The sequence below is a fragment of the Methylomonas sp. AM2-LC genome, from assembly GCF_039904985.1.
Classification (GTDB): domain Bacteria; phylum Pseudomonadota; class Gammaproteobacteria; order Methylococcales; family Methylomonadaceae; genus Methylomonas.
Map to the genome: position 1 here is coordinate 3,993,457 of NZ_CP157005.1, position 21,624 is coordinate 4,015,080.

Below are 21,624 nucleotides of genomic sequence, written 5' to 3' on the forward strand. Positions count from 1 at the left end.
ATCCAGGCTACGGAAAAACGTGCGCGGCATCCAGGAGATGGGTACGTTTGGTTTTATGTAGCCTGTATGCAGCGTAAGCGGAATACGGGGGTCGGCTTTGGGGTGATAACACCCTTGGTAACTTCTTTAACCAAGCCTATTTTGGGCTTGGTTGGTTTTTTTAAACTTTCCTGCCAAGTTGGGTTTTGGGTTGGCAGGGGTTGGTTTGCTTCGAGCCCCGGATTTCGCTGCGCTACATCCAGGCTACGTAAAACCTTGCGCTGCACAGGCTACGGAAAAACGTGGGCTGCGCTGCATGTGTTTTTTAATTCTTAGTGGTGATTGCTGTGGGTTTGTCCATTTCTTGTTGGGCTTCGTCGGCGCTGACGATGTCTACCAGTTCCAGTTCGTATACCAAGGTTTGGTTGGGTTTGATGCGGCCGTCGGGGCTGCCGTTTTCGCCGTAGGCGAGATTTGGCGGGGTAAATAGCTGCCATTTGTCGCCAGGTTTCATTTGTTGCAGGGCTTGTTGCCAGCCGCTGATTAAATGTTTGATGACTAATTTTTTGGGTTTGCCATCGGCGGGGGATTTAAGTAGTTCGTTGCCATCCAGATCGCTTAAGCGGTAACGCACGCTGACGCCATCGTCCATGGTGGGCGAGGTGGTGCCACTGCCCTGAGTCAACACTTTATATTGCAGACCTCTGGGTAATACATGCACACCTTCGCGGTTTTGGTTTTCGTCCAGAAAGCGTTGACCGGCAGCCAAGGTTTCCAGGGTTTTGTTTTGGCGGATACGGATACGCTGCACTACAAACATATCCAGGGCAGTTTTGGTTTCGGCTGCGGTCAGGCGCGAGGTTTTGCCAGCCTGCATATCCTGAATACCTTGCAAAAAGGCGCGGTTATCCAGTTCTAATTCGTCTTCCAGCAAGCCTTTGATATAGTCAACCCCTAAGGCGTAACTGATTTTTTGTGATTCGGTTTGCAGTGCCTGTTTGTCTGCATGGGCGGCTGTGAACAGGCCCCAGGTCAGGAAAAAAATAATAGCGCAATGTGTTTTCATATTTTTTATCAATCTTAAGGTTTAGCAGTTTAGGTCAGTACTTTAGGCAAGCTCTGTTTTTGCTTCCAGGGCTATGCATAAAAACAGCACCGCCAGTCGCGCACGGTGCTGTAATAACGCAATCAGGAAAATCCGTTTTCCAATATCGGCTTACTGATCAAGCACTTGATCGTAATCGAAGGTTGGTGCCAGCGGAGCACCGGTAAACCAGGTGCCTTGACCGGTGTGGTTTGCAGTGTAAAGCCCTTTACCGTTTGCGCTTAACCAGCAGTGACCCAGAAAGTCATAACCAGTAGAGACAGTGCTGGCATGTGATACCACTACCACATACTGGCCATTACCCGCACCTGATGCTGTACCGGCTGGATTTAAAAAGCCCGCTACTGCACCAAGGCTGGGTGACAGGTAACCGTTGGCACCAAATTCTGGAGTTGCCGCATTTGGATTCCAGGCGGTACTCAGAGAGGTATCAGTTGCAGTAGCGGTTTTAGGCGCTGGTGAAGCAGGCAGAATGTTATTGCCCCAAGTGTTGCCATTGACATTACCTACTCCGGTGTAACCCACGGTAGCAGTTACTGTGCTACCAGTGTTAAGACTGATTTCGAAGACAAAACCAGAAGCATTGCCAGTCACATCAGGCACTACTGGTGCTTGATAGGTTACACCGTCGAAATTTACACAAGTGGTACGGAACACATCAGTACTATTTTGGGCAGCAGCCAGTTTGCCAGCAAACAGTGGATGTGCTGAAACTGAACCAACCAGACCGGTTGCCAAAATAGCAGAAGCGATAAGTGTTTTACGTAAGTTCATACTGAGAAACTCCATTAAAGTTATATTTAAGTTAAGGTTGAAAACAGCATTTATACGTCCGTGGGTAAACGCTGTTTTCGGTTACTTTGTCTCGGGGGAGAGAGCAAAGTGTTTTCGCACCCGGCCTTCTGGCAGAGGGGTATTGCGAACGGGTTTAACATCAGTAACTGCTTCATGGTGTACTGGTGTTGTTGGTTTTATCCAGACGCGCCAGGCTCATTTCTGCCATGGCGCGAATTTGGGCATCGCTGTCGTTTTGGGCTTGCAACAGAAAATCCGGGTTGTTGTAACCGGCAACCACGGCGGCCATGCGCACATCCTGGTTATCGTCGTTTAGCATGCTGAGCAATTGCGGTTTGGCATTGTTACCTTGCAGATTGGTGAGGCTGGCGATGGCTTTGGCGCGGATATCGGGGTTTTGATCGTTTAGCGCTTCGGTGAGTAATTTGCTGGCCAGGGCTTTGTCTTCCAGCCCTGAGACGCCAAGATTGGTGATGGCGCTGGCGCGGGTTGCTGGATCGTCGGATTGCGCTTGTTCTAACAGGATGTTGTTTTCTGGATCGGCTTGCAGATTGGCAGTGTTTACATCGACATATTGCGGTTTGGCTTTTTTGCCATCCCATTCTGCGCCTAATAGCCAGGCTTCTTCGGCATGGCCTTGTGCGGAGTAGCGCACCACACTGTTTACCGGTTTACCTAATAAACAAGTCATCAGTTCGCTGAGCAAGTCGGCTAAGCAATCGCCCGTGATGGTGCTGTCTACAGACAGTGCGGCATAGTGCAGGTTGGTATGGGTATTAACCGCCAACTTTGCCAGCAGTTGTGACAACGGTATTTGCGTGGCCTGAATATGCAGGGTGTTGCGACCCGGCATTTGGCTGATTTTAAGTTTACTTGCGGGTAGCAGATCGGCATCGGCGCTACTATTGATGAGTAAACAGCAAACAGCCGCTATGCTTAGCTTGAGTAGCGATCTTGCTATGCGCTTGCGGTATGTCATTATTGAACACTTATTGTTTATTAACATAAATACTTACTAGCTACGCTGTAGGTATAGGGCCGATTTTTTTTGGTATATAGCTAAGCTTTTATGTTTGATTTTGAATTGCATAAAGTCATGTATTTTATTTGCCTAATTGTGCAAATATATTGCAAGAGCCTTACCAACTTTTTAATAACTATAAAAATCAATATTTTAATGGTATTTATAATACCCTTATTTTATTAAACTATGTTATTTAACCTACTTTTACTCATAAAATAGGTGATATGACCTATTTTTAGAATGAGTTGATAAATTGTTTTCGGCGGTTTATAGTAGTTAACTTTCTAACATGTTGGATATTGCACAGTGATGTGTTTATGCCACCATTAAAGACGCAGTTAGTTTTGATAGTTGGTTGGGCTTTAAACCCCGGATTCCGCTGGCGCTGCATCCAGGCTACGGGTAGCTTTTTTGTTTTCGTAGCCTGGATGTAGCGCAGCGAAATCCGGGTGTCGGCTTTTAAGGCGCTAACATGCTGAATATTGCACGGGTGTGTTTATTCCATCATTAAAGACACAGTTAGTTTTGATAGTTGGTTGGGCTTTAAACCCCGGATTCCGCTGGCGCTGCATCCAGGCTACGGGTAGCTTTTTTGTTGTTCGAAGCCTGGATGTAGCGCAGCGAAATCCGGGTGTCGGCTTTTAAATGGCCAACACGTTGAATATTGCACACCAGCACTGCCCATTTATTAGCACAATCCTTTATGTTAGTATTATTTTTGATCTATCATAATGGCGCTTATTTTTAACATGGACGACTGATTTTTGCGTATGAAAAATAAATCCCCCTCCCCTAAACATATTGCCCAGTTTCAACAAGCGGCTGTTTTGCAACAAGCGGGTAAGCTGCCAGAAGCGGCGCTGATTTTAAAAAAGCTGTTGAGCGCGTATCCATCCGATGCGGCCTTATTGGCAGAGTTAGGCACCAACTTGCTTAATCAGGGGCAGTATCAACTGGCAGAAAGTCTGTTGGCCCGCTCGCTGGGTATTGCCCCAGAACAACCCGGCACACAGGCCAACCGAGGGATTGCGCTTTCGGAACTTAATCGGGGGTTGGAAGCACTGGCCTGTTTTGACCGCGCTTTGGCTTTGCGACCTGATTTTGCCTTGGCACATTACAATAAGGGCAACGTTTTACGGGAATTACACCGCTTTGCCGAGGCAGTGGCCAGTTATGACGCCGCCATTAAAATTGATGCGGCTTATGGCTATGCGTATATCAATCGCGGTATTGCCTTACACGAACTTAAACATTTTCACGCGGCGCTGAGCAGTTATGAACGTGGCATGGTCTTATTACCGGCTTATGAAGATGCTTTTTATAATTATGCCAATACTTTACAGCAATTACAGGCTTATGCGGAAGCGGCTGAATTTTATCAAAAAGCCATTGCATTACGACCCAACTTTATTGCGTCTTATTGTGGTTTAGGCGTGGCCTTGCAAGAGCTGAAACAGTATCCGGCAGCATTAACGCAATTTGATTTAGCGCTGGCACTTAATCCGCATTACGACTGCCTGCCAGGCTATAGATTCACCACACAAATGCTATTGTGCGACTGGCGAGATTTTGAGCTGGAGACACTTAAGCTTTGCACAGCAATTAACGATAAACAGCTGGTTGCCACACCTTTTACCAGCTTGCTGTTAACCGATAATCCGCAGTTACAACAAAATGCGGCACACATCTGGACACAACAGAATTATCCACCTAATCACTTACTCCCAGCCATTAGCCCTTATAACGGGCATGAGCGTATTCGCGTGGCGTATTTTTCTGCGGATTTTCGTAATCATGCTGTTGCGTCATTAACGGCACGATTGTTTGAGCTACACGATAGAAGCCGGTTTGAGATTGTAGCCTTTTCTTTTGGCCCTACAGTGGAGGACGAGATGCGCACGCGTCTGCAAGCGGGGTTTGATCATTTTTACGAGATTGGCGACCGCTCTGATGTTGAAGCGGCAGAGTTTGCCAGACAGTTGGAAATTGATATTGCGGTGGACTTGGGCGGGCATACTGCACATTGCCGAACAGGTGTATTTGCATGTCGTGCGGCACCGTTACAAGTCAATTATTTGGGGTACTCTGGCACTATGGGTGCTGAGTATATGGATTATCTAATAGCCGACCCGGTATTAATTCCGCCGGAGACACAGCCGTTTTATACAGAACAGCTGGTTTATTTACCGGATAGTTTTCTGGTTAACGATAACCAGCGCGTAATTTCGGATAGGGTTTTCAGTCGCCAGGAGATGGATTTGCCTGCCACTGGCGTGGTGTTTTGTTGCTTTAATCATCATTTTAAAATTACGCCAGAGGTGTTTGTTGCTTGGATGCGTATATTGCAGGCGGTTCCGGGCAGTGTCTTGTGGCTTTCCAACAGTCCGCATGCGGCAGACAATTTAAGAATGGCGGCACAAGCACAGGGTATTAGCGCAGATCGCCTGATATTTGCGCAGCGGCTGCCCTGCTCCGCTGAGCATTTGGCCAGACACCGTTTGGCCGATCTATTTCTGGATACTTGCCCGTATAACGCGCATACCACTGCCGCAGATGCACTATGGGCAGGATTGCCTGTATTAACTTGTGCAGGGGAAGCGTTTGCCAGCCGGGTGGCGGCCAGTTTGTTGAGTGCACTGGATTTACCCGAGTTGATTGTAAATACACCGCAAGCTTATGAAGAGCAGGCGATTGAACTGGCTTTACAGCCAGAAAAACTGGCAAAGTTGAAAGCAAAACTGGCAGAAAATCGATTAAATGCGGCATTGTTTGATACTGAACGTTATACAAAAAATCTGGAAGCGGCTTTTATAGCAATGCATAAGCGAAATCATGCCGGCTTGGCTCCCGAGCATTTAAAGGTTATGTAGCCTGGATGTAAGCGCAGCAAAATCCGGGTGTCGGTTTAAAAACGGCTAACACACTCGATTTAAACGAAAAAACCAAAGCTTTACGATGTTTTTTTAGGTATTTAAAAATATCTAGGTGGTTGGGCTTCGAGCCCCGGATTCCGCTGCGCTTCATCCAGGCTACCTGGGTTTTGTTGCGGTTTTATATAACTGAGCTTAGGCATCAAAATCGGTAAGTTAATTGTTATTATATTCTAACGGAGTCATTTTTAATTATGTCTACCAGCACCTTTATGCCCAACCCTGCCGAATCTTTATTCAATGAAGGCAATCTGTTACAGGAACAGCGTCGTTTTCAGGAAGCGCTAGATTGTTACGCCAAGGCACTGACTTTACAAGCCAACTTTCCAGAGGCTTTGTGGAAACGGGGTAATGCTTTGTTAAGCTTAGGCCAGTTAACGACTGCGGTTGACAGTTATAACCAGGCACTGTTGTTACGCCCTGCTTATGCCGAGGCGTTAAATAACCGTGGGATTGCGTTACAAAATTTGGGGCAGCTAGACCAGGCATTGCTTAGCTTTGATGCTGCCATTGCCATCAATCCTGACTATGCAAATGCCTATAATAATCGTGGTTTGGTGTTAAAGGCGCTAGGACGCATACCGGAAGAACTGGCCTGTTATACGCAGGCCATCCGTTTTAAACCTGATTTTGCCGAGGCGTTTAATAATCAAGGTTTAGCCTTGTACGGTCTGCAACAGTATTCGCAAGCGGCAGAAAGCTTTAGCCAAGCGCTTGCCATTAAACCCGGTTATGCGAAAGCACATTACAATCTGGGCAATGTGCTGACTGCACAGCAGCTGTATGCGCAAGCTGTCACCCATTACGAAACCGCCGTTAGCTTGCAGCCGCAATTTGTTGAAGCGTATATGTATTGCGGATTGGCTTATAAGAATTTACAGAATTTTCAGGCCGCCCTGCTGTGTTTTGACCAGGCTATCAAGCTTAGCCCGAATTATGCCGAAGCACATCATAACCGTGGATTGGCCTTACACTGTTTGCATCGCTACGTGGAGGCGCTAGACAGCTATGCTCACGGTTATGCCCTAAAACCTGAGCAAGATGAGGCTTATTTTACCAACCGGGGCTTATCTTTTCTGGCTTTGGGCAAGCATACGGAAGCCATTGACTGTTTTGAACGTGTGTTGGCTATTAACCCACAGCATGTGGAGGCGTGTTTTAATTATGCCAACGCACTGAATAATCTGCAACGCTACCGAGAAGCATTACCGGTTTATCAACGCGTAATTGCTTTGCAACCCGAACTTGCCTTTGCCTATTTGCAATTGGGTAAGGTTCAACATCAGCTCAAGTATTTTTTCGCAGCCTTGGACAGTTATCGGCAGACTATGAAATTAGTACCCGAACATGCAGAAGCCTATTTTCTATGTGGCAATACCTTACAACAAATTCATCAATATCAGGGGGCTGCTGATAACTATCGCCTGGCATTGGTTCATCAACCAGACCATGTGGCCGCGCATTTTGGATTGGGGCTGGCACTGCATGAGTTGAAACGCTACCAAGAGGCTTGCGTGGTGTATGATCAGGCCACAGCCTTAGACCCCGATTATCAGTTTTTAGCGGGGGCGCGTTTTTCCACCAAAATACAAATTTGCGATTGGCGCGATTATGCACAGGAAACAGCACATTTACTGTCACGAATTGCTGAGGGTGAAAAAACTTTATCGCCATTTACGCTGCTGGCTATGACCGACAATTTAGCGGTGCAAGGCAAAATTGCGGCACTATGGACCGGCTTGAATTATCCGGAAAGATTTGAGCTGCCAGCATTAGCACCTTATACAAACCACACGCGGATACGGGTTGGCTTTTTTTCTGCCGATTTTCGTAATCACCCAGTGGCTTTTTTAACCGCGCAAATGTTCGAACTGTTTGACAGAAGCCAGTTTGAGCTGTTGGCCTTTTCTTTTGGGCCAGAGGCAAAGGATGAAATGCGGGTGCGCCTGGAGGCAGGTTTTGATCAGTTTCACAATATTAACGGCAAATCTGACTATGAGGTAGCCTTACTGGCCAGACAACTGGAACTGGATATTGCGGTGGACTTGAGCGGATTAACCGGGTATTGCCGTACTGGCATTTTTTCTTATCGCCCGGCACCAACACAGGTTAACTATTTGGGTTATGCCGGTAGCGTGCCGGTAACGTATATGGATTACATTATTGGCGATCCGGTATTGATTCCCGCACACTGCATGCATCTTTATAGTGAAAAGGTGGTGCATTTACCGGATAGTTTTATGGTAACCGACAGCCAGCGCCAGATTGCGGATAAGGTATTCAGCCGAGCCGAAATGGGGTTACCGGAAACGGGTGTGGTATTTTGTTGTTTTAATAATCATTTCAAGATTACACCTTACGTTTTTGCTAGCTGGATGCGCATTTTGCAAGCGGTGCCCGGTAGTGTACTGTGGTTTTCGCCTAATCCTGAAGCAGAAACCAATCTGAAACAAGCCGCCGAGCAGCAAGGCATAAGTGGCGAGCGTTTGCTATTCTCGCAACGTTTGCCATCAATTGCCGAGCATTTAGCCAGACACCAGCTAGCCGATCTATTTTTGGATACCTTGCCATATAACGCACATGCCACGGCAATGGATGCCTTATGGGCGGGATTACCGGTATTAACCTGTGCCGGGGAATCTTTTGCCAGCCGGGTGGCGGCCAGTTTGTTGAGCGCACTGGGATTACCTGAGTTGATTGTATATACACCGCAAGCTTATGAAGAGCAGGCGATTGAACTGGCTTTACAGCCGGAAAAACTGGCAAAGTTGAAGGCTAAACTGGCAGAAAATCGATTGAATGCGGCGTTGTTTGATACAGAGCGTTATACACGAAATCTTGAGGCGGCTTTTATAGCCATGCATAAGCGAAATCATGCCGGCTTGGCACCTGAGCATTTAAGGGTTATGTAGCCTGGATGTAGCGCAGCGAAATCCGGGTGTCGGCTTAAAAACTGCTAACACACTCAGTTTAAAACAAGCAAAACCGAGGCTTTGCGGTGTTTTTTAGGTATTTGAAAGTATTTAGGTAGCTGGGCTTCGAGTCCCGGATTCCGCTTACGCTTCATCCAGGCTACTTTTTACCATAGTACACCTTTGCCATGCGAGTAGTTATCTAATACTTGTACGTAATTGGCACGTTCGTAATCGCTGGGATTGATGGCGTGTTGATGACTAACACTACCTTTAAGTTGTTGGATGGATTGATAGTCATGCAGGGTTAACCAATCTACCAAATCATCCAGAATACTGGATAAGCGACTGGGGCCATGCTCCAGCAAAGCGCTACATAAATGCACGACATCGGCACCTGCCAGCAGCGCTTTTAATACATCACTCGTGGTATGAAAACCACCCGTAACCGCTAGTGATAAATTGGTACGTTTATACAACAAGGCGGTCCAGCGGATGCGTAACAAGGCTTCTGAGGAGGTGGACAACTCCAATTTTGGCACTACCTGTAAGGTTTCCAAATCGATATCTGGCTGGTAAAATCGGTTAAATAGCGCTAAGCCATTGGCACCCGCTGCTTCCAATCGCTGCGCAAAATTTAAAGGCGAACTAAATTGTGGCGATAATTTTAGCGTTAAAGGAATGCTAACGATTTTTTTCAGTTCCCGCAAAATATCCAGATAACGATTTTCTACTGTTTCACTGCTTTCGCTGACATTGGCAGCCAGATGATAAATATTCAATTCCAGGGCATCAGCGCCTGCTTGCTGCAAAGCCAAGCCATATTCTATCCATCCCCCCAGAGAAGTACCGTTCAGGCTGGCAATCACTGGAATAGACAGACAGCTTTTCAGCCTCTGCAAGTTTTCCAGATATTGATCTTGATAGGTTTTAATCTTATCGGGTACCGGATGAAAGGAGTCTGCTTCGCCATGACCAATAGATTGCGAATAAAAAAAACGCTCCATTTGCTGGTGTTCGGCTTCTATTTTTTCTTCGAACAACGAATACATTACCAGAGCCGATGCGCCCGCATCTTCAAGCCTAATAGCCGTATCCAGATTCTTACTTAACGGTGAAGCGGAAGGTACCAAAGGATTTGCTAGCTTTAGACCGAGATATTCAGTGGCTAGATCAACCATTATGCTGCTCCTGAAGTGGTATCGTTAATATGTTGCACTTTACTGGCAGAAACACTGGTCGCTTCGTTCCACTCCAGTTCTGATAGCTGTTTGTAATAGCGATAACGGTTTCTGACATCTTGTTGTGCTTGTTGCAAAAAGGCTTCGGCAGCTTGTGGATTGGTTTGCCAGAGCATACTGAAACGTGTTTCTGTCATGACAAAATCCCGATACGGAATAGAGGGTTCCGCAGAATCCAGATGCATAGGATTTTTACCCAGTGCTATTTTGCCCGGATCAAAGCGAAACAACGGCCAGTGTCCACTTTTAACCGCCAGATTTTGCTGACGATGATTATTGGAAAGATCGACACCGTGCGCGATACAAGGTGCATAGGCAATGATAATGGATGGGCCATCATGCGCTTCGGCTTCTAAAAAGGCACTGAGCGTTTGTGTATCTTTACCGGCATAGGCCACATGTGCAACGTAGACATTGCTGTAATCCATTGCTAGCAGAGCCAGATCTTTTTTGCTGGTGGCTTTACCACTGGCAGAGAATTTCGCTACGGCTCCCAACGGTGTTGATTTGGAGGTTTGTCCACCTGTATTGGAATACACTTCGGTATCCAATACCAGTATATTGACGTTACGACCGCTAGCCAGTATATGATCGACACCACCATAGCCAATGTCGTAGGCCCAGCCATCACCGCCAATTATCCACACGCTTTTTTTACATAAATAATCGGCTAATTCCAACAGTTTACTGGCAGCGAAATCCGTCTGGTTTTGCAATTGTTGTTTTAACGCTTCAACGCGTTGGCGTTGCTCATAGATGCCCGCTTCATCGGACTGATCGGCTTCCAACAAGGCATACACGTTTTCTTCGCCGAGCCTGTCTGTGAGTTGTAATAACAATTCGCCAGCATGCGCTGCGTGTTTATCAATGGCTATGCGCATACCCAAACCAAATTCGGCATTGTCTTCGAATAAGGAATTACTCCAAGCCGGACCGCGCCCTTGTGCATTTTTAGCCCAGGGCGTCGTGGGAAGATTACCACCGTAAATAGACGAACAGCCGGTGGCATTGGCGACTATCATGCGATCACCAAACAATTGCGAAGCCAATTTAATATACGGCGTTTCGCCACAGCCCACACAGGCCCCCGAAAACTCGAACAAGGGTTGCAATACCATAGAACCTTTTAGGGTATTGGTTTTCAGCAAGCGCCTATCGTATTCCGGCAGACTTAAAAAATATTCCCAGTTTTTGCTTTCTGTGTCGCGTAGCGCGGCTTGCGGCTGCATGTTCAGGGCTTTATGGCTGACATTGGATTTATCGCGAATGGGGCAAATATCCACACATAAACCACAGCCGGTACAATCTTCGGGGGCGACCTGATAACTGATGGATAAACCGGGTGGGAAATCCTTACCCAGCATGGGCGCGTGTTTGAAACTGTCTGGGGCTTGCGCCAATAAGTCGGTCGCTACTATTTTGCTACGAATGGCCGCATGTGGACACACCATGGGACATTTGCCACATTGCGTACATAAATCGGTTTCCCATACCGGAATTTCCAACGCCAGATTTCGTTTTTCAAACGCAGCACTACCCGTTGGAAAAGTACCGTCTATAGGCATGGCACTCACAGGTAAGCCATCACCACGCCCGGCAATAATCTCTGCGATGACTTTACGGATAAATTCGGGGGCGTTGGCTGCCACATGTGACAATGGCTGCACCTGGCTGGTGGCTAAGCTTGGCAAAGGCAGTTGATGCAAACCGGCCAGCGTTTCATCAATGGCTTTAAAGTTAAGCTCTACTATGCGCTGACCTTTTTTACTATAGGTTTTTTCCACAGCATGCTTGATTGCCGCTATGGCCTGTTCTTGTGGTAATACACCGGAAATAGCAAAAAAACAGGTTTGCATAATGGTGTTAATGCGTTTACCCATACCGCTTTTAGCGGCAACTGCATAGGCATCAATCACAAAGAAACGAATGTTTTTTGCAATGAGTTGTTGTTGCATCAACAGCGGCAAACTATCCCATATTTGTGCCTGTGGCGTTTGCGTATTCAGTAAAAATACCGAGTTGGGCGCGGCATTTGCCAGCATATCGTAACGTTCTAAAAATATGCTTTGATGGCAGCCGATAAAATTGGCATCGTTATCGGCAATCAGATAGGTTGACTGAATGAGCTGTGGGCCAAAACGTAAATGCGAGACGGTAATAGCGCCGGACTTTTTGGAATCGTAGACGAAATAGCCCTGAGCGTGGCGATCAGTTTCTTCGCCAATAATTTTAATGCTGTTTTTATTGGCACTGACAGTACCATCGCTCCCCAAACCATAAAACATAGCCTGAAAGGTTTCGACCTGAGCATCGGTACGAAAATGGGCATCCCATGCCAAACTGGTGTAACTGACATCATCAATAATACCAATGGTAAATTGATTTTTAGGCTGTTCAGCCTGCAGTGCATCGAACACGGCCTTAACCATACCTGGGGTAAATTCTTTGGAAGACAATCCATAGCGCCCACCCACTACTTTGGGTAATACTGCAAATTTGCCATTTCCACTCGAATAATTTTGTACGATAGCAGTCAGCACATCTTTGTATAAAGGCTCACCGTCTGCGCCCGGCTCTTTGGTTCTGTCTAAAACCGCAATTTTTCGGCAACTGGCAGGCAAAGCATCAATCAGATGTTGCGCACTAAAGGGGCGATACAGGCGCACTTTTAATAAACCAACGGCTTCGCCTTGGCGATTAAGATAATCCAGTGTTTCGGCTACAGCACCCACACCTGAGCCCATCAAAATAACCACCCGCTCTGCTTGTGCTGAACCGCTATATTCAAACAGGCGATATTGACGACCGGTTAGGCTAGCGAACCTATCCATAGTGGCTTGCATAATGGCCGGTAATGCTGCGTAGAATGGATTAACGGTTTCTCGCGCCTGAAAATATACATCTGGATTTTGCGCGGTGCCACGTAACACGGGTTTATCGGGCGTTAACGCCCGCTGCCGATGTGCTGTTACCCACTCATCCTTAATCATGGTACGAATTACGCTGTCATCCACCCTAATGATTTTAGCCACTTCATGCGAGGTACGAAAACCATCGAAAAAGTGCATGAAAGGCAAACGACTTTCTAAGCTGGCTGCATGCGCCAGCAGGGCAAAATCTTGCACTTCCTGCGGCGAGTTGGAACAGAGCATAGCAAAACCAGTCATGCGGGCAGCCATCACATCACTATGATCACCAAAGATAGACAAGCCCTGACATGCCAGGGAACGGGCGGCGATATGAAACACACAAGCACTCAGCTCACCTGCGATTTTATACATGTTTGGCAACATCAACAGCAAACCTTGCGAAGCGGTAAATGTGGTTGCCATTGCACCGGCTTGTAAAGCTCCGTGCAGAGTACCGGCTGCACCGGCTTCACTCTGCAACTCAATAACTTGCGGCACTGTACCCCATAAATTAACCTGCCCGTGCGCTGACCATTCATCGGACCACTCGCCCATAGGTGAGGACGGTGTAATAGGATAAATCGCAATTACTTCGTTTAGTTTATGGGCTATGCTAGCCGCTGCCTGATTGCCATCAATGGTCACTGTTTGCTGAATTTGCATGTAATACCCTTTGGTTTATAGCAAGGAGGATTGGAATAAAATTAACGGATAGGCAGCCGATCAACCGCCACCTAAAAACTGTCCCCCAAATAACAAATTAACGAATCAGTGTTACTGACTAACCATCAACTCTGTAATATGGAATAAAGTTGATTAACAGCCTTGTTAACACAATGATCCAGCTAACCAATATACGCCACTGATAAAACAGGATGCTGATATAGATCAAAATATTCTGCGTATATCGTTAACCCCTTAGTCAACTTAGCACTCAATCTAGTTCCAGAGAAAAAATACCCACATAAATTGACTGAAATGACACCATGATCATCAATCGGTCATTTTTCATTAATCATTGAACCTTTATCAATCATTTGAAATATACCTAATGACGGTTTAACAAGTGCTTGAGCTTTTATTTCATCGTGCAAGCTATTTATACGCTTAACCGATCTACAGCATTTAGGTTCCGTCAAACGCGACAAGTGTTGGCTGTTTTTAAATGCCATAAACTCAGAAACGTTAATCACTCTGACGAAGCTACCTGAATTGTTTGTCGGTATTTTCAAACAAAGCAGCGCCTATGGTCGCAACTACACCTTAATATTTATCAATTTGGAGATTTGAGCATGACCATTAAAATCAGTTCGGAACACACACTGCACACATTCATTCGAATACCTTTATTAGCAGCTTTAAGCTTATCCTCTTTCTTGGTAAACGCTGATACTACATTTAGTCAACTTAACCTGGTTACTGATAGTCAATCTGTTAATTCTGCGCAAATCAATGATCCCAGTTTGAAAAATGCATGGGGTTTATCCTATACTCCATCTGGCGCTTTTTGGATTTCCGATAATGCCACTGGTGTGTCTACTCTTTACAGTGTCAATCCAACCACTCAAGTCACTAAAAAACTGGGATTAACAGTTGCTATTCCAGGTGATGGCAGCGTAACAGGACAAGTTTATAACAACAATCCCAATGCTTTTAAGGGCGATTCTTTTGTGTTTGTCAGCGAAGACGGCACCATATCCGGTTGGGGAGGCGGCACAACAGCGGAAACTTTGCAAACCGCTTCTAACGCAAATGCTTACAAAGGCGCAGCCATAGCGAACATCGCTAACTATAGCTATTTGTATGCCGCCAACTTTAGTGCGGACCGTATTGATGTTATTCCAGGCTCAACGGCAACACCTAATTTATCGGGCAATTTCATTGATCCCAATCTGCCAACGGGATACGCGCCATTTAATATTGAAAATCTGGGGGGTAACCTGTTTGTAAGCTATGCCATTCAAGATGCCAATAAACATGATGATGTCGCCGGACTTGGCAATGGCATTGTTGACGAGTTTGACACTCAGGGTAATCTAATAGCGAGAGTAGCCAGCCAAAGCGGTGCATTAAATTCACCGTGGGGAATGGCTATTGCGCCTAGTTCCTTTGGCAAATATGCTGGCGATTTATTGGTGGCCAATTTTGGAGATGGCAAAATTAATGCCTATAATTTATTGACTAACGCTTTTGTAGGTCAATTATTGGATAGTAAAGGTAACCCATTGAGCATTGATGGCATATGGGCCATAAGCGTTGGTAATGATGGAGGCTCTGGTAGCAGCCAAACTCTTTATTTTACGGCAGGACCAAACGGGGAAACGAATGGTTTGCTTGGTGCAGTTTCTGCGGTGCCGTTGCCCGCAACTGTTTGGCTATTCGGTTCTGCTTTACTAGGCGCAGGTTGTTTGCGTAAACGCCCAGTTTTATAAGTTATTCTGGTTAAGATTAGACATTCCAGGAAAACGCCGATCGTTTATAAAAACAACAGCGATTGACGTTTTCCTGGTACATTCTCAACTTGGCTAAAAGTCAACAGAGTATGTAACGAATCCTATTCTAACTTTATCCCACACAAACCCGATTGCGGCCTTGTTTTTTTGCTAGATACATTGCGTCGTCTGCACGTTTGATTAACGTGTCACCCGTATCATTACCCCGTAAGGTACTGACACCTAAACTGGCGGTAATATTCAACACTTCCATACCATAAGCCAGAGTATGCGATTCAATATCCGTACGAATACGTTCAGCAATGAGTGCCGCTGCATCCAGGTTAGTATCAATTAACATGACTACAAACTCCTCTCCACCGTAACGATAGATAGCATCACAACCACGTAATGTATCTTTCATCCATGCTGCCGCTGAAGCAAGCGCCAAATCACCACATTCATGTCCGTAATTATCGTTAATGGCTTTGAAGTGATCCAAATCAACAAAAATGAGTGACAAATTTAAAGATGAGCGACTGGCGCGTTTTATTTCTCGTTGCAAGCCATCAATAAATGCAGCGCGATTATTGGCTTTCGTTAATGGGTCTATATAAGCCATTCGTAATGCTTTATGAAACAAGCTAGCATTTCTGAGCGGATAAATTAGACAACACAACAAACTTTCCAACATTTTCAGCTCATCCTTGCTAAAACGGTTGCTGCGCATCAACTTCAGCTCTCCGAGCTGTTGATCCTCAACTTTTAAAGCATAGGTACAGGAATGCCGCGCAAAAATGCCACGTTTAAACTCTAAATCAAACTCACTATTAGAATATTCGACGCCGTTATGTGGAATTGTAAGCTGAATTTTTTTACAAAAAATAGCTATAAGCTCATCAAATTCCAAGGTCGTTTGCAAAGCACTACTGATATCGTAATGATGAAGATTTACCGCTGTAGACGCTTCAAAACTTTTATTACTGACTACAGCTAATTCGGCTGATTTTTCTTTCATGACAGCTCCCCAGGTGCTAAATCAAAGGTTTAACCTTTAGTAAGCCATGAGTGTGCCAACTTTATTTAATCAATATAAAACATAATGTTACAAAAATAAAAATACATTAAATTCTTGCTATCGGCAAGCTTATGCCGCCATAAACAAATTGACGCGTCAACTATTCGACACCAAAAGCCCCGCACACAAGCATCCAAACTTACGTCAATTTTAAGGCACTTATTTTTTAATGCAGGATTACCAGAGAATAGCTGAAATTGCCATTGGTTAGCCATTGACAGTTAATACGCTATTTTTTTTGTTTATTCAGTAAGGCTTCCAAACGTTGCACGCTTTGGTCACAACCTACAATGCTGGCTTGCACTTTAGTTTTGAATTGTAAACTGCTACTTTCGCCACTGCTTTCCCGATCAGCATATTCATTAAGAAAATGACATGCATCACTCATGGCTTCTTCTGCATTTTCAATTTCTTCATTCTCAAACGGCACATCACTGTCACTTAACAGCATCATACGACTACTCACCGCATTCTGGTGCTTAAATACCGATTCTGCATACCCTGAAAAATTGGTCTGTCCGCTATTGGGTGGCACAGTAACACAAGCTGTCAACGTGATACATAAACCGACTAACCCTATCCTATATTTCAAATCCGAGGTACTCATCGCAAGCTCTTAATCATTTTTGGGCTGTAAATATGCAATATTCGGTTAATTTATCTGTAAATAATCGATGTTGCGCCAAACCCACCAGATAATTGGCCGTTTGCGCCTTGGAGCGCAAGCCTAGCCACTGACTGATTTTTTGTACGGGTTGCAATCGCTTGGCTACTTTGTACATATAATCAGCAGAAGGTAAAGTTTGCGCAGTTATGTCCAGACATTGTATGCCTTGAAATTGTTGGTTGGTCAATAATTCTGTAAACTCTATACGCGAACATAAATTAGGCACTGCCCAACCATTCAGACAGGTTACCACCGCCTGCCATTGCTCTTCAGAAAATTGCCGTTGTAATAAAAACCCATCACACACCACTAAGCGGCCACCCGGCCGTAGTACCCGATAAGCTTCACGCAGAAAGTCTGCCTTGTTGAGGGCGTGACAACTGCTTTCCAAAGCCCAAACTACGTCAAAACATGCATCAGCATAGGGTGTAGCACAAAAATCGGCCACCTGAAAACTGACGCGATCTGCTACACCATGACGGCGAGCATGTTGTTGAGCATACATAGCCTGTTTACTGCTGATGGTTATCCCTGTAACCGTATTTCCATGCTGTTTTGCCAGCCAAATACTGCTGCCACCAATACCACAGCCGGCATCCAATACTTTATCACTGGCTTGAATTCCAGCACTTTCATAAAGAATACGATTTTTATTTAACAGGGCTTGATGTTGCTGATAAGGTTTTGGCTCGTCCCAATAGCCGTAATGCAGGGCCAGATTATCCATATTACACCAGGCTAGTAAATAATCGTGGTAACAATCATCATAATGTTTGGCAGTGTCCGCCTGTAATTCGGCTCCCATAAGTTCTGGGGTCTGGCTGAGACGGAGATCTCGGTAATCTTTATTAGGTTCTAGGGTATACATGTGGCGTGCAATTACTCTTAACGGCGTCAGACACCCGCTATCCTGATAAAGGGATAACTAAGTGATAAATTATTCGCCATTATAATTCAGTTCGGCGATTGAATTCTTACTCGATAACAGTTTATGCAACTGAGGGTGATTGATTGCCAACAAATTGACAATCCGTTGGACAGGTAAATTTCTAATCTCAGCCAACTCGACACCAAAACGCAATTTAAACAAGCGGTTTTGTTTACCAGCAGGCAGCATTGCTACAATTTCTGCTAAACGGGTATCGATAACTTGCTGAGCCAATAATAAATCAGGGTTTGCATGCAATGCTTTTTGATGTTGTTGATAGGCAGGGGTTAACTCGACAGTTTGCGAAGCTCTCGTTTTCATGGCCTGTTCATGCATAGCCTGCAAGCGGCTACTTTTACCTTGACTTACCAGTGTTCCAGTTTGAACAGGTATGACCTTGTTGTTAGGATCAGTCATCAGTTTTGAGTCACTAGCCGTGAGCAGGATCGTGCATCAGGTTACGAATCACCACCGAAGCACACACCCCACCAAATGCTGCGGGTAAATAGGAAATAGTGCCATAAGCTGATTTTTTATAGTTACTGCCATCAGTAAACATTAATGATTCCTTCACGACTACTTCTGGGGAAAACACCACTTTCACTCCACGCGAAATGCCCAGTTTACGTAAGCGTACGCGTATAAATTGCGCAAAAGGACAATTATAGGTTTTGGAGATATCCACCACTTTGAGATGAGTAGGATCAAGTTTGCCGCCTGCCCCCATGGAGCTGATAATTTTCATTTTCCGAGCTTTGGCTGCACAGATAAGAGTAATCTTGGGTGTCAGACTATCAATCGCATCCACCACATAATCATACTGTTCACTCAATAACAAATCAACACTATCGGGAGTGATAAACTCATGTTTTATATTGAGTTTTAAATCAGGATTGATTGCATGCAAACGCTCACCCATGACATCCGCTTTAGATAGCCCTAGAGTGGTGGCCATTGCTGGTAACTGCCGATTACGATTACTGGTTTCAACCACATCACCATCGACAATCGTCATCTGCCCTACTCCTGCCCGGCAAATAAATTCCGCCGCAAATGAACCGACACCACCCATACCGACGACTAATACATGTGCTTGTTGAAGTTTATCCAGCTTTGCTTTGCCAACTAACAGTTCGGTACGTGATAACCAGCTCAAATCATTCATCTATAATAATCCCAAAATTTTCTGCATATTAGTTCTAAAACAGAGCTTTTGTTAAACGGTAATAGACCCAATGGATCTGGCCTAAAACCAAATTCTCAGAAGCAAGGCAGCAAATACACCCGCCAAAACATCGTCTATCATAATGCCTAACCCGCCAGATACATGCTGATCCAGCCAACTGATAGGCCAAGGTTTAAAGATATCTAACAATCTGAATAAAACAAAACCTGCGATTAGACTCTGCCAGGAAAATGGCAGCCAACACATGGTAACCAGAAATCCGGCCACTTCGTCCCAGACAATACCACCAAAATCGTGTTCACCCAGCTTCTTTGCAGCTTGCTCACAGAGATATATGCCAAACGCTATACTCAGTAAAGTTGCCAGTAGATAATATGTAGGCGAAAGCTGCATAAAAAACAAATAAACCGGGATAGCAGCAATCGTTCCCAACGTTCCCGGCATAAATTTAGACAAACCTGAGCCAAAACCAAATGCCAAAAACAACAATGGATCGGAAAGAATTTGCCGGGCTGTCAGACGCCTTTTCCCGTAATAGTCCCTAAGCAAAATGTTCAAAACCTTTCACCTCAACTGTTTCCATGTGTCCGTCCCTTAGCAAACGTAATCCGCTTTCAGCTTCAATTACGCCAATCTGATAAAAACCATCTGGCAATTCTGCTTTTCGTTGTGGTGCCACCGTAAAACATAACTCATAATCATCACCGGCAGTTAATGGCATAATATAATCGCCAGTCAACTTGATATAGTCTTTAACTTGCCAGGATAAGGGAAGCTGGTCGTACTGTATACAGGCACCAACCCCACTCTGTTGCAAGATATGCCCCAGGTCGCTGGCCAATCCATCGGAAATATCTATACAGGCATTGGCAAGTTCTCTTATAGACAACCCCTGCGTAATTCTTGGTTGCGGTTTGTGAAAACTAATTAACATCTGCTCAGGATTGTTACAGTTATAACCTTGTTTGATCTTCAATCCCAAACCGGCATTACCGAGCTGTCCGCTGACAAAAATGCCGTCTCCCACTTTCGCGGTTGAACGTAACAATGCTTTACCTTTTGGCACCACGCCCATTGCTTGTACAGTGAGGGTCAATGGCCCTGAAGTGGTATCACCGCCCATTAAATCTACATTAAATTGGCGAGCCAAGTTCATAAAGCCCAGTGAAAATGACTTTAACCAATCTGTATCCACCTTTGGCAAGGTTAACGCCAATGTCACTGCAAATGGCTCAGCACCCATCGCTGCTAAATCGCTAAGATTTACAGCTAATAGCTTATGCCCCAACCATTGCGGATCTACATCTGCAAAAAAATGTACATTTTCCACCATTGTATCGGTGGTTACTGCCAACTGATAGGCATCAGGAATACTGAATAAAGCGCAATCGTCACCGATACCTAATTGATTATAAGGATGCTGCGGAAGATAAACGCCAAAAAAGCGTCGGATTAAATCAAATTCAGCACAGGCCATTAATTGCCGACTTTACCTTGTTTAATGGCAATCTCGACATTGCGGATTTTCTGCGACACTTTGTCGAGTATGCCATTGACATATTTATGGCTACCTTCAGCACCAAAATGTTTGGCCAGATTAACCCCTTCATTAATAATTACTTTGTAAGGGGTGTCAAGACGATTGATAAGCTCGTAGACACCTATGCGCAAAATCGCACGCTCGACGGGGTCTATGCGTTCCACAGGCCGATCAACAAACTCTGCCAGTGCCGCATCAATCACATCCAGCTGTTGTGGTACTCCATGAAAAAGCTCGCTAAAATAGGTTTTTTGAGCGCCTTTTAACATTTCTTCTTCTAAAAACTGGGTTTCAATGCGCAGTAAACTATTACCACTCATTTGCCATTGATAAAGAGCCTGCACAGCACATTGTCTGGCATTGGTTTTTGCTTGACTCATTAAACGCCCAAATTATTAAACAAACTAACCATTTCTATTGCCGACATAGCTGCTTCTGCACCTTTATTGCCAGCTTTAGTTCCTGCACGTTCAATAGCCTGCTCTATACTATCCACAGTCAACACCCCAAAACTAACGGGAATATCATATTGTAAAGCAATCTGAGCGATACCTTTAACGCATTCCCCAGCAACATATTCAAAATGCGGGGTTCCACCGCGTATCACTGCGCCTAAGGCAATAATAGCATCGTATTTTTTAGTAGCAGCAATGCGTTGTACCACCATAGGTAATTCAAAAGCGCCGGGCGCTTTTACGAGTGTGATCGCTTGCTTTTCTGCACCATGTCTTACCAATGCATCAATGGCACCCGCTTCCAGTTGTTCGACAATAAAGCTATTAAAGCGTGAGGATACAATACAAAATCTACCGCCTTGTGCGGAAAGATGGCCTTCAAGAGTCGTAATTGCTGACATAGCTTACCTTTAGTTAATAAATTAAAATTTTGAAAATGTTAT

General features: G+C 45.1%; 18 protein-coding genes. 3 read left to right on the forward strand and 15 right to left on the reverse strand.

The genetic code is table 11. The features are described from left to right. Positions 1–304 precede the first annotated feature (304 nt). The 3 genes from ABH008_RS17735 to ABH008_RS17745 all read right to left on the reverse strand — a co-directional run bounded on the left by ABH008_RS17735 (position 305) and on the right by ABH008_RS17745 (position 2,858). Positions 305–1,045, reverse strand: a complete 741-nt coding sequence (locus ABH008_RS17735; RefSeq protein ID WP_347986939.1) for an FKBP-type peptidyl-prolyl cis-trans isomerase — start codon at positions 1,043–1,045, stop codon at positions 305–307. A 150-nt stretch (positions 1,046–1,195) separates the two neighbouring features. Beyond that, entirely contained in the window at positions 1,196–1,858 is a 663-nt protein-coding gene (locus ABH008_RS17740) for a hypothetical protein (protein ID WP_347986940.1), read from the reverse strand. A gap of 172 nt (positions 1,859–2,030) precedes the next feature. Then, a complete protein-coding gene (locus tag ABH008_RS17745; RefSeq protein ID WP_347986941.1) occupies positions 2,031–2,858 on the reverse strand; it encodes a HEAT repeat domain-containing protein in 828 nt (275 codons plus the stop codon). Positions 2,859–3,673: 815 nt separating this feature from the next. Here ABH008_RS17745 and ABH008_RS17750 point away from each other — a divergent pair. Both ABH008_RS17750 and ABH008_RS17755 read left to right on the forward strand, forming a co-directional pair. Then, positions 3,674–5,773 (forward strand): tetratricopeptide repeat protein, encoded by a 2,100-nt coding sequence (locus ABH008_RS17750; protein WP_347986942.1) that lies wholly within the window; start codon positions 3,674–3,676, stop codon positions 5,771–5,773. Between the two features lie 254 nt (positions 5,774–6,027). Next, positions 6,028–8,745 carry a tetratricopeptide repeat protein gene (locus ABH008_RS17755; RefSeq protein WP_347986943.1) on the forward strand — a complete coding sequence of 906 codons (2,718 nt, stop codon included), beginning with the start codon at positions 6,028–6,030 and terminating at the stop codon, positions 8,743–8,745. 167 nt (positions 8,746–8,912) lie between these two features. On the opposite strand, the gene ABH008_RS17760 is transcribed toward ABH008_RS17755, so the two are convergent. From ABH008_RS17760 to ABH008_RS17770, 3 genes are all read right to left on the reverse strand, one after another. After that, positions 8,913–9,926: a dihydroorotate dehydrogenase-like protein gene (locus ABH008_RS17760; protein WP_347986944.1), complete on the reverse strand. Its 1,014-nt coding sequence runs from the start codon at positions 9,924–9,926 to the stop codon at positions 8,913–8,915. Continuing rightward, positions 9,926–13,558, reverse strand: a complete 3,633-nt coding sequence (gene nifJ / locus ABH008_RS17765) for a pyruvate:ferredoxin (flavodoxin) oxidoreductase (RefSeq protein WP_347986945.1) — start codon at positions 13,556–13,558, stop codon at positions 9,926–9,928. Before nifJ ends, ABH008_RS17760 begins: the two co-directional genes overlap by 1 nt. 338 nt (positions 13,559–13,896) lie before the next feature. Continuing rightward, complete coding sequence (locus ABH008_RS17770) at positions 13,897–14,127, reverse strand: hypothetical protein (protein WP_347986946.1); 231 nt, start codon at positions 14,125–14,127, stop codon at positions 13,897–13,899. A gap of 60 nt (positions 14,128–14,187) precedes the next feature. Between ABH008_RS17770 and ABH008_RS17775 the strand changes: the two genes are divergently transcribed. Next, positions 14,188–15,327, forward strand: coding sequence for a TIGR03118 family protein (locus tag ABH008_RS17775; protein WP_347986947.1), 1,140 nt, complete (start codon positions 14,188–14,190; stop codon positions 15,325–15,327). A 133-nt stretch (positions 15,328–15,460) separates the two neighbouring features. Here ABH008_RS17775 and ABH008_RS17780 read toward each other — a convergent pair whose 3' ends face one another. The 9 genes from ABH008_RS17780 to ribE all read right to left on the reverse strand — a co-directional run bounded on the left by ABH008_RS17780 (position 15,461) and on the right by ribE (position 21,582). Then, positions 15,461–16,345, reverse strand: a complete 885-nt coding sequence (locus tag ABH008_RS17780; RefSeq protein ID WP_347986948.1) for a GGDEF domain-containing protein — start codon at positions 16,343–16,345, stop codon at positions 15,461–15,463. A 289-nt stretch (positions 16,346–16,634) separates the two neighbouring features. Next, entirely contained in the window at positions 16,635–17,012 is a 378-nt protein-coding gene (locus ABH008_RS17785) for a hypothetical protein (protein WP_347986949.1), read from the reverse strand. Positions 17,013–17,025: 13 nt separating this feature from the next. Beyond that, positions 17,026–17,940: a methyltransferase domain-containing protein gene (locus ABH008_RS17790; protein WP_347986950.1), complete on the reverse strand. Its 915-nt coding sequence runs from the start codon at positions 17,938–17,940 to the stop codon at positions 17,026–17,028. Positions 17,941–18,009: 69 nt separating this feature from the next. Next, a complete protein-coding gene (locus ABH008_RS17795) occupies positions 18,010–18,417 on the reverse strand; it encodes a hypothetical protein (RefSeq protein WP_347986951.1) in 408 nt (135 codons plus the stop codon). Between the two features lie 13 nt (positions 18,418–18,430). After that, positions 18,431–19,165 (reverse strand): tRNA threonylcarbamoyladenosine dehydratase, encoded by a 735-nt coding sequence (locus ABH008_RS17800; RefSeq protein ID WP_347986952.1) that lies wholly within the window; start codon positions 19,163–19,165, stop codon positions 18,431–18,433. Positions 19,166–19,246: 81 nt separating this feature from the next. Further along, entirely contained in the window at positions 19,247–19,744 is a 498-nt protein-coding gene (locus ABH008_RS17805) for a phosphatidylglycerophosphatase A (RefSeq protein WP_347986953.1), read from the reverse strand. Then, positions 19,728–20,663 carry a thiamine-phosphate kinase gene (gene thiL, locus ABH008_RS17810; protein WP_347986954.1) on the reverse strand — a complete coding sequence of 312 codons (936 nt, stop codon included), beginning with the start codon at positions 20,661–20,663 and terminating at the stop codon, positions 19,728–19,730. The genes ABH008_RS17805 and thiL overlap by 17 nt, the downstream gene beginning before the upstream one ends. Next, positions 20,663–21,106, reverse strand: coding sequence for a transcription antitermination factor NusB (gene nusB, locus ABH008_RS17815; RefSeq protein WP_347986955.1), 444 nt, complete (start codon positions 21,104–21,106; stop codon positions 20,663–20,665). The genes thiL and nusB overlap by 1 nt, the downstream gene beginning before the upstream one ends. Next, entirely contained in the window at positions 21,106–21,582 is a 477-nt protein-coding gene (ribE, locus tag ABH008_RS17820) for a 6,7-dimethyl-8-ribityllumazine synthase (RefSeq protein WP_347986956.1), read from the reverse strand. The genes nusB and ribE overlap by 1 nt, the downstream gene beginning before the upstream one ends. Positions 21,583–21,624 lie beyond the last annotated feature (42 nt).